The sequence below is a fragment of the Paraglaciecola sp. genome (genome assembly GCF_039942875.1).
Classification (GTDB): Bacteria; Pseudomonadota; Gammaproteobacteria; order Enterobacterales; family Alteromonadaceae; genus Paraglaciecola.
Genome location: NZ_JBDVBQ010000045.1, coordinates 18,767 through 33,739 on the forward strand (window position 1 = coordinate 18,767; position 14,973 = coordinate 33,739).

The window sequence follows — 14,973 nt, forward strand, 5'->3', positions numbered from 1 at the left end:
CCTGTGTTGAACATCTTGTATATTCAATTAGAGCAATGGCCTACTGTACCCAGTAACAACTTGGCTTATCTCACTTAACTAAAAAAATCGGCTAACGCTATACGAAGTTCTTTAGATTGAACTACTTGATTAGAATAATCATCGTGCCCAGCCTCTAAAACAAATAAGTGTTTTTCGCTTTTTACTTCGTTATAGATAGCAAACTGCCCAGGTGGAGTCACCACAGGATCTCGTAAAGCCAAAGCAAAATGAACGGGCACTGTCACGTTTGCCGCAGCAAAAGCAGCATCATAATATCTAAGGGTGCGTAGGAGTTTAATTGGCTCTCTTTTATAGAAATCTTGTATAGATTTACCGCTACCATGGGTCGCAATACGTAACCGTAATTGATGCTGTCCAAAAGTAGGTACATTAAAATGAGCCTTAGCAATTCTTGTATCTTGAGCGAGAGCAAGTACCCCTACTCCGCCACTAAAGCTCATGCCTAGCAAATGAATATTCCCGGCCATTTCAGGATAAAGCTGAGTTAACACAGAGACCGACAACCACACATCTTCAACACATCCTCGAATAATATATCGGTCTTTTTTGTCAATATCGTGGATCACATGCCAATAAGGCTCTTGAGAGATAGGCGGTGCAGCACTACGAGAAATACCACGACTACATGGAAAATATATCACCCCATCGTCAAACGGTAAGTCAAAGTCAGGGCCATCACGCCCTGCGTAACCGTGACCCACAATAAACGCTCTTTTAATGGGCTTATCAACGGGGACTAACAACCACCCCCAAATTGTTATGCCATGAGTTGATTGAAACGACACATCATATACTTTCCAGTTTTTATGGCGTTTACCAGTATCGTGTACCACAGGGGTTGGGGTTAAATTTAATGCTTCGCTATACGCGCGCTGCCAAAATTCATCAAAGTCTTTAGGACAATGAGAGGCAGAAACGTTAAGTAAACAATCTAGTGGATAAGACCCAAAAGGGTCGTTATCGAGTATGGATTTCAATATAAATCATGCTTAGTAGTCAGGCCTTATACCCAGATGAAACAACGAACCTCTTACAAAGTAAATCCTTTATTGTTTAAAAAATAACAAATTTTGCTTGACCCTTATGATTACAAGTGTAATCTAAATACAAAGACTACAACTGTAATCATAAAAATGAAAGATATCACTAAAACCGAATTTGAAGTACTCGAAGCCTTGTGGGAACAGTCACCCGCTTCTGCACAAGAGATTATTACTCGCTTAAATACCAAAAAAACATGGCATGACAAAACAGTTAAAACCCTATTGAGCCGCCTAGTAAAAAAACAAGCAATAGACTTTGAAAAACAGCAACGCAGCTATTTGTACTTCCCGCTTTTTGCACGGGATGAATACGTTATCAAAGAAAGCGAAAGCTTAGTTAGCCGCTTATTTAAAGGCCGTGTTGCCCCCTTGGTGGCAGGTTTTGCTGATAGCGACGCTTTATCAAAAACTGATATTGATGAATTAAAGGCACTCATAGCAAAGTGGGAACAAGACAATGATTAACTGGTTATGGGAGCAACAGCTTGTACTAAGCCTAGTGATGCTGCTACTTATCGTACTTGAAGCAAAGGCAATACATACATTAGGCCCTAAAACAGTGTATGCCCTTTGGTCAATGTTGCCGTTATGCCTCATAGCAAACAACCTGCCTAATGATCTTGTATCTATCAACCAAACATCCATGTATCACTACCTAGTTACCCTTAATAGTACCGATAACGCAGTAAACGTTAGCGTTAATTGGCAATGGGTGTGGCTTGCTGGGGCAGTTTATATTTTAGCCGGCGCGGCTCGGTCACAATATAAGTTAATGCAATTACCTCAAACCCCCATAGCTCCAGCACAACTTAATATTGAGCTGCCAGCAAACTTAATCATAAGCACCACCCCAGCTCTAACTAGCCCAATATTAACAGGCTTAGTAAAATCTAAATTATTACTACCCGACAACTTTCAAAGCCAATTCACGCCTTGCCAGCAACGACTTATGTTAGCCCACGAACTGGTACACCATAACCGCAAAGACAACATCTACAACTTACTCGCCATGGTGCTACTCGCTGTATGCTGGTTCAACCCCCTTAGCTGGTTAGCCTATCGCAGCTTTAGACAAAGCCAAGAATTAGCCTGTGATGCAGACGTACTTAAGCAAGCCAACACCTCAGAAAAAATATCGTACAGCAAGGCATTAGTAAGCTGCGCTGAACACGCATTACACCATTTTTCAATTTACTCACCATACACACGGAGCAACAACATGAAAAAGCGTATCCAACGCATACAGACTACAAAACATATCAAACCTGCATTTATTGGCCTTAGCATTGCTATCAGTAGCCTGTTTGTGGGTAGTTTAGCCGTCGCCAATATTGCCGAAACGACTCACAAAGTAAGCCAACCCTCTATGGCAATACCTATTATGCGTGTTGAACCCAAGTACCCAGTTCAAGCGGCACAAGACAATATAGAAGGCTCGGTCATTTTACAGTTTGATATCACTAAAAATGGCTCAACCGATAACATCACTGTACTAGACTCGTTCCCTAAATCAGTATTTAACAAAACAGCTATAGCGGCCTTAGAACAGTGGCAATACAAACCTCGTATTCAAGGCGGCAAAGCGCAAAGGCAAACAGGCCTAACCGTGCAATTAGATTACCGCATGGACAAACCCTACGACGGACAAACGGCGAAAACGTCTACTATTGAAAAAATCAAAGTACAGCATTAAATTATTATCAGGCCGTAATATTCTATGAAATATTTAATATTTGCGGCCTTAATATGCTGTAGCTGCAGTCAAACCACAGTTCATCTATACACTAAATACCTGTCAGTTAACCAAGTTCAAAATATTCACCAAGAATTAGCAGCAAAAAACTTCAAGGTGAGCAACAATGATTTTGTACTCCCGCAAACGATTACTTCGTCTACGTTGATCTACTCCCCTAACCTTCAAGACAGAAATGCTGTCGATGAGGTGGTGCAATCATTGCAAAATTTGAACTGGAATATTGCAACGGTTTCACCATTACTTAAAGGCAACCACTGGTACAGCAAAAATTCCATAGCCTTAATGCTAGTGCCTGTTGATATCACACCAAATAAAGGTCAGGCCATGAGTGACTGGGCACACCTCTATATCAGTCATAAATGCAAAAAAGATATCAAACTCAAACTAACAAAATTAGGTGACTATCAATTGGCAATTGATGACCTAGATAAAAATAGTCGAGACTTACAATCAGGAACCTGGAAAATCACTGAGTACCCTTACATAGAGCTGCGTTCAAGTAATGGTGAGTGGTTTTTCTACTTCAAGGTTAAGTATCATGTAGAGCAAGATATTGTGGGTGAGATACAAATGTACGAGCTTTATCCGGTAGACAACTATTCTGCTTTTGAACACTGCTCATTCATAACCGGCGTTCGTCATTAACATCACACTAGATTGTAAAAAATAACTAAATTACCGCCGTTTGCCTTTAGTTACCTGCAGTAATATGGCAGATTGAGAGGTGCGCATTTAATCGTTATTTTAAGGCATTTTTTTGTTATCACTTGAGAATATCAGCCATCGCTTTGCAGACCACCCCTTGTTTTCTAACATCACCTTGCAGATTACAGAGCCTAGGGTATTAATCACTGGGAGTAATGGCAGCGGCAAAACCACCTTACTCATGATAGCTGCTGGGTTGATTTCTCCCACTTCAGGAACAGCCAACTTTAATGGGCAAGCGGTTAAGCGGCTTGATGTGAAAAAACAGATTGGTATTAGCGCCAATAAAATAGTGCTACCAGAGTTTTATATCGTGCGTGAATTCTTGCAGTTTCACTGCGAACAATTTGGTTGTGCATTAGATGAGTACTGGCTACACGCCTTTGGGCTTGATGTTTTTTTACAGACTAAAGTGAGCGACCTGTCACTCGGTAATCATAAAAAGCTAAGTTTACTGACAGCCATTTTACATAAACCCAAGCTACTTTTATTAGACGAGCCAACTAACGGGTTAGACACCCAAGCCAGAACCGCTTTAGATAGTTTATTTAAAGGCTATACCGGTCAAATCATTATCGCCAGCCATGACGTTATTCACGATGCTAATTATTTTGAACGCCATATTAATCTCAATGATGAAACAACTGAGCAAGCATGAATTACTGGCGTTTTAGATTAAGGGTGTACCGTAGCGCGTTATATCAGTTGCTCGACAGCATCAAGCAAATCAGTTTTGGATTAGTGGCGTTGTTCCCTTTAGCTATGCCGGCTCTGGTGCTGATCCCACTGTTAGCGTTAAACGTATTGGCCGACCCTAATGCCGATAATCCATTATATTTTTCAACATTATGGGGATATTTGCTGTTCGCTTATAGTTGGTTGGCAATGCAAAGAGATGGAATTACTGCCCATCATTGCCGGCTTTACGACCTAAGCTTACCCATTACACAGCGCACAAGACAATTAACAGAGCTGGGGATCACCCTTTATGCCGCCAACTTGTTAGTACTTGGGCCGTTTTTATTGCTGTGTTTTATGTTAACTCAACATACCGAAGAAATATTCTCGCAGCCCTTATCAGTTACTAGCATACAGCTAATGCCCATTTTTGGCTTAACCTTGCTCACAGGTTATTACTGTTTACGTGCAGTACAACAAAAACTACCTTGGTTGAGTTTGTTAGTGATGCCTGTGATAGGGCTATATTTTGCTGACGTTGTGGCAAAATTCTATTGGCTGGGCATCTGGTTGGCGGCTATTGTAATTGAGCGTTACACACCTATAAACAGATTATCACTTGGCGACTTTCCTAAAGGTATTTGGCGGTTTTATTTACAAGCTGATGTATCGCAGGCCAAGCAAAATTTAATACGCTACGTGGCCATTATCTTATTGTTGATTATTGCAGATATCTGCACCCAAAGTGTTAAGCCCACAGTACAACCCTATGTGGGGAACTTTTTTAGTTTTGTGTTTGGCATTTTACTCGCTACAAAGTTATTAGATATATTGCGGCTTAGAAAAACATACCAATTTTACTTAGCCTATACTCCTGCGAGTAACACTCTGCAGTTATGTTATGGGTTGATTTACTGCTTACTTTATACAAGCCTCGCACTATTGTTGCTGGTGTTATTTGCTGTATTTGACTCGCAGCAATGGTTATTTTTAGTGATTTTTTACCTAAGTACCCAAGCGGGCATTTTAACGATATCTAAGTATTATTTAGTGCTCCCCATTTGCACTGCAATTATCCTGTGGCTGATATTATGATTAGCCGTTACCTAGCGGTGAACTAACTAAATTTTGAGGTGAATAAATTTTAGTGTAAAAGTTGTGTAAAGTGCTTCTGCGAAACTTAATATTCTTATATTCTAGTGGTTGATATTTAACACTTTACCCTCGGCCTATCCATAGTGAAACGATACTTACCTGTACTAGTTGCCTTATCCTTAACAGGGTGTGCAACCAATAGTGAGCTAAACAAAAACATACAGTTTCCCGACGTACCAGAAAGCTGGCAACTAACGGAATCCTCAATTGAAGTGCAAGACGATTGGCTTAGCCAGTTTAATCAAAGTCAGTTAAAAGCATTAGTAGACGAAGCTTTTTTGCAAAACTATGCCCTGCGCCAACAAGCATATGATGCAGAAATACTAGAGCAACGCCTTATACAAAGTAAGGCTGATTTTTGGCCCACCTTAGATGCTGACTTTAGCTCTGGACGCAGCAGAAGTGTCAGTACCGACATAACCAGTACTAGCCACTCTATTGGGTTAGAGTCGGGTATCGAAATAGATATCTGGGGTAAACTGTCTGCTGCACAACAACAAGCAAACTTAGACTACCTAGCCAGTAAAGCACTTTACCAACAAAGCCGCCAAGACTTAGTCGCCAGTGTAGTAAGCGGCTGGTTTAATTTACTAACCGCAGCTCAATTAAAAGATTTGTCTGAACGCCGAGTTGAAAACGCTAAACAAAACCTGCAAATTATTGAGTCTGGTTACAGACAAGGGTTAAACAGCGCCTTAGATGTTTACTTATCTAGAAATGAATTGAATAGTGAAATATCAAATTTAGAAGATCAGCACACTTCTTTATTACAAGAGGCCCGAACCTTAGAAAGACTATTAGGCCGTTATCCAAGTGGCACTATTGCCTCCGCTGTCAAAGGCGTTAACTTGCCACTCTTAGAGACAGACGTTCCAGTTGGGTTACCATCAGATATTATTACCCGAAAGCCCGAGCTCCAATCAAGTTGGTATCAGGTATTGGCTCAAGATGCGGGCCTTGCTTATGCTCATAAGCAAAGGTTTCCCAGCTTAAATTTATCGGCTTCTATTTCTGACAGTGCCAGTGAACTTTCAGACTTATTGTCAGGGCCCTCATTTGCTTGGTCATTACTCGGCTCAGTGACAGCGCCTATATTTAGGGCCGGCAGTTTAAAAGCTGAAGAAGAAGTGGCAAGAATTCAGCTTAAACAGCAAGAACAAGCCTATTTAGATACACTCTACGAAGCGTTTTCAGATGTCGAAAATGCCTTAACCACTGAGTTAGGCTTACAAAAAAGTTATGTCGCCACTCAAAACGCCAGTGAAAATGCACGAGCGGCAGAAACCCTATCATTTGAACAGTATCAAAAAGGACTAGTGACCTACACCACAGTGCTTGAGGCCCAAGGGCGCTCTTTTGATGCACAAAATGCACTAATACAAATTAAAAATCAGTTATTAGCCAACCGAGTTGACCTATACGTTGCTCTAGGTGGTGATTTTACTGAGTCTCAAAATAATCAAGAGGATGTGTTGATCAATGAGTAACGTGAAAAAATGGTTAATTCCGATAGTAATATTGGTGGTTACATTAGCGATAGCAAAGTTCATATTTAACAACCCTCCCCAAAGTAAAAGAGGCGGCCCTTCTGGCGCGTCTCAATTAACGGTTGAAGTGGCTAAACTCACCCCAGAGAGGTTTACGGTAATAGTAGACACCTTTGGAACAGTACAACCTAAAATTCAAAATGCATTAGTGGCGCAAGTTTCAGGGCAAATAACCTATGTTAGTCCACAGTTTCGTAATGGCGGATTTTTCAATAAAGGAGATGTACTACTTAAACTCGACCCTAGAGATTACATAGCCGATGTAAAAATAGCAGAAGCTGACTTATTATCTGCTGAGCAAGCATTACAAGAAGAGCAAGCGACGTCATGGCAAGCGGCCATAGACTGGAAACGCCTCGGAAACTCCGAAGAGCCAAGTGACTTAGTACTACGTAAACCTCAACTAGCTGCAGCAGAAGCAACCTTATTATCTGCTGAAGCAGGGTTAACCATTGCTAAATTAGCCTTAGAGCGTGCCACGATTACCGCCCCTTACGATGGTAGAATACTTGAACAATTAGTCGACCTTGGGCAAGTACTCTCTGCCACAACCCAAGTGGCTGAAATATACTCTACCGACACAGTAGAGATAAGATTGCCTATTAACAACAGTGATATTGATTTAATTAATTTCCCTGAAGAATTTCGTACTAGCGACAATCAAGCCGCCACAATAGAAGCACGCTTTACATCAAGCCTAAGTAAAAATCAGACATGGCTTGGAAAAGTCACCCGTACTGAAGCGGCTATCGACAGTGACTCACAGCAATTATATATAGTGGCTCAAATTGAAGACCCATATAATCAAACCCTACATCCAGGTGCATCAATTAAAATTGGCCAATATGTTAATGCCGAAGTACAAGGTAAAACCTTAGAAGATGCCATAGTGATTAGCAATAGCGCTATTTATCAAGGCACCTATGTTTACATAGTCGAAGATAACCTGTTGAAACGCAAAGATATAACTATTCGCTGGCAAAATGGTGAACAAGCCATTATCGATTCAGGATTAAACCCTGGAGACTTATTAGTGACTACCCCTCTTGGGCAAGTCAGCTCAGGCACAAAAATCACAATTGCTGGTGACAATGCGCCCCCTCCCAAAAGACAACTGAGCAAAGCACAGTTGACCAAATTACAGCAAAAAGCCGAAGAGCTAGGTATCTCAGTAGAAGAGTTGCGTGCTCAGCGACAGGCTAAAGGCTCTGGTGTCAGACCACAAGGCCAAAACTAATGACGAGCCTACAATATAACGCCCCCTTAAATAGCACTGGAGAATTGAGATGATTGCTTGGTTTGCCAAAAATCATGTTGCAGCAAACTTGCTGATGATAACTATTCTATTTGCTGGTATTTACAGCTTAACAAGCCGTATTCCGCTTGAAGTATTTCCTTCATTTGAGACAGACAAAATTAGTGTATCGGTAACCCTTAGGGGCGCAACACCAGAAGATACCGAACTCGGTGTCGCCATCCTCATCGAAGAGGCGGTTCAAGACTTAGAGGGTATTGAAAGAATAACCAGTGTCTCATCTGAAGGCTCTGCGAGTGTTAGTATTGAAATTGATCCCGACTACGACGCCAGAGACCTCCTAGCCGATATCAAGTCGCGAGTAGATGCCATTAATACCTTTCCTGCGGATGCAGAAAACCCAGTTGTATCTTTGGCTCAAAGAGTTCGCGAAGTGATTGCTGTGTCTATCTCTAGTGTGTATGGAGAAAAAGAAATAAACGAGTTTGCAGAGCAGATACGTGATGACCTGCTGCGCATACCCGGTATTACCCAATTAGAGTTGGCTGGGGTACGTGATTACGAAATTGCGCTAGAGATCCCTCAAGATAGACTTCGTCAATATGGGCTAACCTTGTCAGATATATCAAATGCGGTAGCCAACTCCAGTAGCGACATCTCTGCGGGTAACATAAAAACTGACGGTGGAGATGTGTTGATCCGCTCAAAAGGTTTAGCTTATCGCACCGACCAATTTGCCGACATTCCCGTTAAAACAAACAGTGATGGGTCGATACTTCGCCTAAAAGATATTGCAAATATTCAAGACGGTTTCGAAGAAACTCCAGTACGTACCCGCTTTAATGGCAAACGCGCCGCCTTTATTGATGTTTACCGTATTGGTCAACAAAGTGCTGTTGAAGTAGCCGATAAGGTAAAGCAGTACATAGAAGAAAAACAACCGCTTTTGCCAGAAGGTTACGAATTGAGTTACTGGGACGATGACTCGCAAATCGTAAAAAACCGTATTGCGACCCTAACCGGTAGCGCCCTGCAAGGTGGTATTTTAGTGCTACTTTTATTAACGCTATTTTTGCGCCCTGCTATAGCCTTTTGGGTATTTATTGGTATTCCTGTTTCGTTTATGGGCGCGTTTTTGGCTATGCCTATTTTTGGTGTAACGTTAAATGTAATGAGTCTGTTTGGATTTATTTTAGTACTAGGGATAGTCGTAGATGATGCCATAGTCACAGGGGAAAATATTTACACCCACTTAAAAACCGCAAAATCAGGAGAAGAAGCGGCTATAAAAGGCACCCAAGAAGTCGCCACTCCGGTGACGTTTGGCATACTCACCACAGTGGCAGCATTTATGCCTTTTGCATTTATAGAAGGCAATCGCGGCGCCTTATTCTCGCAAATTCCAGTCGTGGTAATTCCTGTATTACTATTCTCTTTAATTGAATCAAAGTTTGTATTGCCTTCACACCTTAAGCGTATCAAGTTACGTAATGAGAAAAGCGGGCCAGGTAATCGTCTTGAGCAATGGCAGCAAAAGTTTGCCGATGGCTTTGAAGCCGCTATTTTAAAGTATTATCAACCCTTACTTAAATTTAGCTTACGCCACAAATTATCAACCTTAGCGGTATTTATCGGCACCTTCTCTATTATTTTGGCTCTGCTTATGAGTGGCTGGACCAAATTTGTATTCTTTCCTCGGGTACCGAGTGAAACAGTGCGAGCAAGTTTAACCATGACAACAGGCACGACCTTTGAAGTGACCAATGAATTCATAGTTAAAATGGCTGATAAAGCTCAAGAATTACAACAAAAATATACGGATGAAGATACCGGAGAAAGCGTCATTCTCAATGTGCTAGCCTCAACAGGAAGCCGTGGCGGCTCATCAAACGTTGGTTCGGTAAGGTTTGAAATCACCCCTCCTGAGTCAAGGGAAATATCGGTTACCTCAGCTGATTTAGTTCGTGAATGGCGAGAACTAATTGGCCCTATTCCCGGTGCTGAAAGTGTTACTTACCGTGCAGAAACAGGCCGTTCATCGGACCCAATCGATGTTCAACTTAGCGGTAATAACCAAACGACTCTGCAAGAAATAGCCGATAAAATTAAAGACAGATTAGCCACCTACCCTACGGTTTTTGAAATAGCAGACAGCTTATCTGATGGAAAAGAAGAGTTACAAATTGAGTTAACCCAGCAAGGTAAAGCGTTAGGGTTAACTCGAGTGAATATATCAGGTCAGGTTCGTAATGCCTTTTTTGGTAGCGAAGTACAGCGCATTCAAAGGGGCAGAGACGACGTTCGGGTTATGGTGAGGTTGCCAATCGACGAACGCCGCTCACTTTCAGACCTGCAGAATATATTGATTGAAACACCGGCAGGAGGTGCTGTTCCTCTGGCCCATGTTGCTACCTTAGTGCCAGGTAAAAGCCCGGCAAAAATCACGCGTATCGACCGTTTTCGTACAGTAAGCGTTACTGCTGATGTTGAAAAAGAAAATACCAACATGACGGTTCTGCAAGCTGACTTAACTGAATTTGTGCAAGAAGTCGTCAACCAATACCCGGGAGTTAGTTATAAAATGGAAGGGGAAGCCCGTGAACAGCGAGAATCATTCTCTTCACTTGGCGTTGGGTTATTAATGGTGTTCTTTGCCATATATGGCTTGTTAGCTATTCCGTTTAAGTCATACATTCAACCTATCATAGTTATGAGTGTTATACCTTTTAGCATGATAGGTGCGGTAATGGGCCACTGGCTAATGGGCATGAGCCTCACCATCATGAGTGTATTAGGCATGTTGGCACTGGTAGGGGTAGTGGTAAATGACTCTTTAGTACTGGTGGACTTTATCAATAAAAAGCGTGAAGAAGGTTATGCGTTGTTGGAGTCGGTATTGGTTGCAGGGGCATCTCGCTTCAGACCGATAATGCTCACCAGCTTAACCACCTTTATTGGACTAATGCCATTATTGTTTGAAAAATCAACTCAAGCGCAATTCTTAATCCCTATGGCAGTATCACTGGGGTTTGGAATATTGTTTGCCACTTTCATTACCCTGATTCTAGTGCCAATCAATTATATGTTGGTAGAGCGTTTAAAAGGTAATAAAGCTGATAGAACAGGCCCAGCCCAAGAACAACTGCAAAGAGCTTAACTTGGCTCTGCTTCAATAATATAAATACAGCAGCTTTGTACTTTTTTAGACAGAGCTGCTTTTTTCACTCTCTGGTTTTATGTAAACACTATCTAAACTGTCTGAATTTCAACCAATATACAGCTTAATTATTTAAAAATTCACCTACAGAACTAAAAGTTACAAAAAATTACATTTGCAAATGTCCTCAACCCACTTTTTTAGATAGGATGCTATTAATGTTTCTTAATTAGTGTATCTATTTTCTATGGCAGCTGGAAAAAGTTGGACAAAATCTTTATTTGTCGGTCTGTGGACTGGTCTTAATTTCACTCGTAAATTATTTTTTAACCTCATTTTTATCATACTATTAATTGTCATTATTTCTGCAATTATGAAAGACGACAATAAAATAACCGTTCCTACAGACTCAGCCTTAGTGCTAAAACTAGTAGGTGATGTAGTTATTGAAAAGAAAGCGGTCGACCCTTTCGAAGAGTTCATGCAACAGGCTTTCGAAGATGAAGAAGACTCACCAGAAGTACTACTGCAAGATGTATTACTGACAATCGACAATGCTAAACAAGATAAACGGATCAAAGCCTTAGTTTTAGATTTACACGGTCTTGGTGGTGCAGGCTTAGACAAACTTGAGCAAATAGCCGTAGCCCTTGATAGTTTTAAAGAAAGCGAAAAACCCATTTTTGCTATAGGGGATTACTTCACTCAAACCCAATACTACCTAGCCAGTCATGCTGATCACATTTACCTTAACCCTATGGGCTTTATGTTATTTGAAGGCTATGGAAGGTACGGTACTTATTTCAAATCGGCCATCGAAAAACTCAAAGCTGAAACCCACGTATTTAAAGTTGGCACCTATAAATCTGCAGTTGAACCTTATATTCGTGATGATATGTCTGATGCAGCAAAAGTCGCTAACAAAGCATGGTTAGATGGTATGTGGAGCCAATACAAAACCGCTGTGGCCGCAGCTAGAGGCATTGACGAAGGCAACTTTGACGAAAAGCTTGATGTCTTTTTAGAAAAATTTGAACAAGTTGGTGGAGACTTTGCTAAGTACGCCTTAGATTTTGGTTGGGTAGATGCCCTTAAAACCCGCGAAGAAGTATTACAAGAGATCATCGCAACCGTAGGCAAAAATGATGACGGCACTAGTTTCAACGGCATTAGTTACAAAAACTACCTAAGCATTATCAACCCACCTTTACCTACCATTGAAACCAATACAGATAAGGTCGGCATAGTGGTAGCCAAAGGAACCATTTTAAACGGTAGTAAAAAACCTGGCGAAATTGGCGGCGACAGTACAGCAAGATTGTTACGCAAAGCCCGTCTAGACGACTCAGTTAAATCAGTCGTGCTCTACGTAGACTCGCCAGGGGGCAGCGCCTTTGCCTCTGAAATCATCCGTCAAGAAGTTGAAAACCTGCAAGCAGTGGGCAAACCAGTAGTTGCCGTTATGAGTACCTATGCAGCGTCGGGTGGATACTGGATTTCAGCGGGTGCAGACAAAATTGTAGCCGCGCCAAGCACTATTACTGGCTCAATCGGTATTTTTGGAATGTTCTTCACCTTTGAGAACACGCTAGATTATCTAGGCGTGCATACTGATGGTGTGGGCACTACAGAATTTGCCGGCATGGGTGTCACCCGCAGCCTTAACCCCAAAATGGGCGAAATCATGCAAAGAGGAATTGAGCACGGCTACGACCAATTCATATCTTTAGTTGCAGACAAAAGAGGCTTTACAAAAGAGTATGTAGACAGCATTGCCCAAGGCCGTGTTTGGATTGGCGATAAAGCCCTTGAACTTGGGTTAGTTGATGATTTAGGTTACCTGCAAGATGGTATTCAAGCTGCAGCTGAACTCGCTAGCTTGCAAGAATATGACACCCAATACATCAAACGCTCTTTAAGCCAAAGTGAATTATTTTGGAAACAATTATTCCAAAATGCAGCGGTTACCTTTGATGGCGCCTTCACATTAGAAAACGATAATGCTTTATTAGATTTAGTGAAAACCGTTACAGCTGATATTGAAGCGGTCAGTAAACTTAACGATCCTAAAGGTGTATATGCAATGTGTTTGACCTGTGAGCAATAGGCAGCATATGCGTTAACTACAGTCTTTACTCAACTATCAAAGCCCAATTTTTATTGGGCTTTTTATTGTCAAAACCTCTCCTACCCTGATTAAAATATCGCCTACGGCTAAACCAACTGTTTATCGATACACATTTTGAGCAATTTATAAGCAAACAAGTCCAGTAAGTGACTGAAGACCTTACATTTATCAAATCACTGTATTCATTGCCAACTAGGCTATGTTAGAATACGGACGTTGGCAGTTTGCAGCCAACAACATTTGGGGCTGATTTTGGATTCGACAGGATTCTAGATGCTTTAGGTGCATGCAGAGGAGCGGTTTGCCTCTTAAAAAGCCGCATTTTAAATAGTCGCAAACGACGAAAACTACGCTCTAGCCGCTTAATAACCGGCTAAGCCCTTCCACTCATACTCTTTCTGCTAGTAGAGGTTCGGAAGGTCATCCCAGCAGGATAGCGAGGGAACCTTGTCTAAGGGTGAACCGCGAAACAGTATTAGGCCAGCTACAACGAAATCCTGTTTGTCGGAGTTCCACGTAGTTAAATAAAAGACAAACTAAGCATGTAGTACCGACGGTTGACGTCTTCTGGACGCGGGTTCAACTCCCGCCAGCTCCACCACATTAAAACCTCTAAGTTATTTGGCTTAGAGGTTTTTTCGTTTCAGAAAGTCTCCAATGTGACATCAAAAGTGTGAAGCTTAGTCACATACTTCGAATTTATAAAAAGATCCCCCACCGATTAGCAAGAGGGTATAAGAGCTTCATCTTCGATGACAAGGATTTAAGAAATTAAAAGACGGTTTAGCAGAGTGGCTGTACCTACTCAGAGGGCGAACAAGCTGATTCTTTAAGCTTTAAATTTTTTGCAGTTGGTGACTGTGATAATCGTAACCTAGCAATACTGCATTTTTCTTTATTCTTTTGTTCTGTTGTTTTTTCGTCAAAAGAAACGGTTGCTATAACAGGCTTATAATTTGAAGCCGCGTTGCAATACATATTTTTTGTTTTGGTATAACGCCATCCTGATTTTTTATTATTTTGAAGGTGAAAACACATGTCGCGGAACATCTCTTTTGCAGCCTGAGAGCAAAGAGACTTCTCATTTAAATCATTAAAGTGATTTGAACAAACGGATTTATTTTGTACTTTCCACAATTGATATGAGTAGGATATTTGATGGCCTTTGTGCTGAACACGCCTTGCTTCAACTTGTGTTCCTTGAAGCTGAGACATCGAATCTTGTAATGAATTTGATATTATTTCGAGATACGTAGCCAACGCCATATCTAAAAAGTACATATATTGCTTACTCTAAGAAAATAATTAACCGTACAATAATAGAAAAATTCCAACGGATAAAGTGGATTAATGTCCTTTTCTACTAGCTACGATGACATCGAATATATGAATCAGTATCCAAATTTAATACCGCTGCTTATTCAGGCCTAATTGCTTACAGAGCAATATACCCAAAACCAATTGCACTTAGCTGAGGCGCGCAGCTGCTCTATCTGGCAGCGCAGGC

The 14,973-nt window shown here is 41.3% G+C and carries 11 protein-coding genes and 1 other RNA gene; 10 read left to right on the forward strand and 2 right to left on the reverse strand.

Going from position 1 to position 14,973, the window contains the following annotated elements; translation table 11 throughout:
* Positions 1 to 74: 74 nt before the first annotated feature.
* The gene (locus ABJE44_RS15490; protein ID WP_348109987.1) at positions 75 to 1,019 is read right to left on the reverse strand and encodes an acetylxylan esterase; all 945 of its coding nucleotides are present in this window, start codon (positions 1,017 to 1,019) and stop codon (positions 75 to 77) included.
* A 156-nt stretch (positions 1,020 to 1,175) separates the two neighbouring features.
* Between ABJE44_RS15490 and ABJE44_RS15495 the strand changes: the two genes are divergently transcribed.
* The 10 genes from ABJE44_RS15495 (at position 1,176) to ssrA (ending at position 14,067) form a co-directional block, all read left to right on the forward strand.
* Entirely contained in the window at positions 1,176 to 1,550 is a 375-nt protein-coding gene (locus tag ABJE44_RS15495) for a BlaI/MecI/CopY family transcriptional regulator (RefSeq protein WP_348109988.1), read from the forward strand.
* The gene (locus ABJE44_RS15500) at positions 1,543 to 2,778 is read left to right on the forward strand and encodes a M56 family metallopeptidase (protein WP_348109989.1); all 1,236 of its coding nucleotides are present in this window, start codon (positions 1,543 to 1,545) and stop codon (positions 2,776 to 2,778) included. The genes ABJE44_RS15495 and ABJE44_RS15500 overlap by 8 nt, the downstream gene beginning before the upstream one ends.
* Before the next feature lie 24 nt (positions 2,779 to 2,802).
* A complete protein-coding gene (locus ABJE44_RS15505; RefSeq protein ID WP_348109990.1) occupies positions 2,803 to 3,486 on the forward strand; it encodes a hypothetical protein in 684 nt (227 codons plus the stop codon).
* Between the two features lie 112 nt (positions 3,487 to 3,598).
* Positions 3,599 to 4,204 (forward strand): ABC transporter ATP-binding protein, encoded by a 606-nt coding sequence (locus ABJE44_RS15510; RefSeq protein WP_348109991.1) that lies wholly within the window; start codon positions 3,599 to 3,601, stop codon positions 4,202 to 4,204.
* Entirely contained in the window at positions 4,201 to 5,319 is a 1,119-nt protein-coding gene (locus tag ABJE44_RS15515; protein ID WP_348109992.1) for a DUF6136 family protein, read from the forward strand. The genes ABJE44_RS15510 and ABJE44_RS15515 overlap by 4 nt, the downstream gene beginning before the upstream one ends.
* A gap of 140 nt (positions 5,320 to 5,459) precedes the next feature.
* Entirely contained in the window at positions 5,460 to 6,866 is a 1,407-nt protein-coding gene (locus ABJE44_RS15520) for an efflux transporter outer membrane subunit (RefSeq protein WP_348110091.1), read from the forward strand.
* The gene (locus ABJE44_RS15525) at positions 6,859 to 8,163 is read left to right on the forward strand and encodes an efflux RND transporter periplasmic adaptor subunit (RefSeq protein ID WP_348109993.1); all 1,305 of its coding nucleotides are present in this window, start codon (positions 6,859 to 6,861) and stop codon (positions 8,161 to 8,163) included. The genes ABJE44_RS15520 and ABJE44_RS15525 overlap by 8 nt, the downstream gene beginning before the upstream one ends.
* A gap of 49 nt (positions 8,164 to 8,212) precedes the next feature.
* Positions 8,213 to 11,338 (forward strand): efflux RND transporter permease subunit, encoded by a 3,126-nt coding sequence (locus ABJE44_RS15530; RefSeq protein WP_348109994.1) that lies wholly within the window; start codon positions 8,213 to 8,215, stop codon positions 11,336 to 11,338.
* Positions 11,339 to 11,585: 247 nt separating this feature from the next.
* Complete coding sequence (gene sppA / locus ABJE44_RS15535) at positions 11,586 to 13,445, forward strand: signal peptide peptidase SppA (protein ID WP_348109995.1); 1,860 nt, start codon at positions 11,586 to 11,588, stop codon at positions 13,443 to 13,445.
* Positions 13,446 to 13,708: 263 nt separating this feature from the next.
* Positions 13,709 to 14,067: a transfer-messenger RNA gene (gene ssrA / locus ABJE44_RS15540) on the forward strand.
* Positions 14,068 to 14,267: 200 nt separating this feature from the next.
* Here the strand turns inward: ssrA and ABJE44_RS15545 are convergent.
* Complete coding sequence (locus ABJE44_RS15545) at positions 14,268 to 14,747, reverse strand: hypothetical protein (RefSeq protein WP_348109996.1); 480 nt, start codon at positions 14,745 to 14,747, stop codon at positions 14,268 to 14,270.
* Between the last annotated feature and the right edge of the window lie 226 nt (positions 14,748 to 14,973).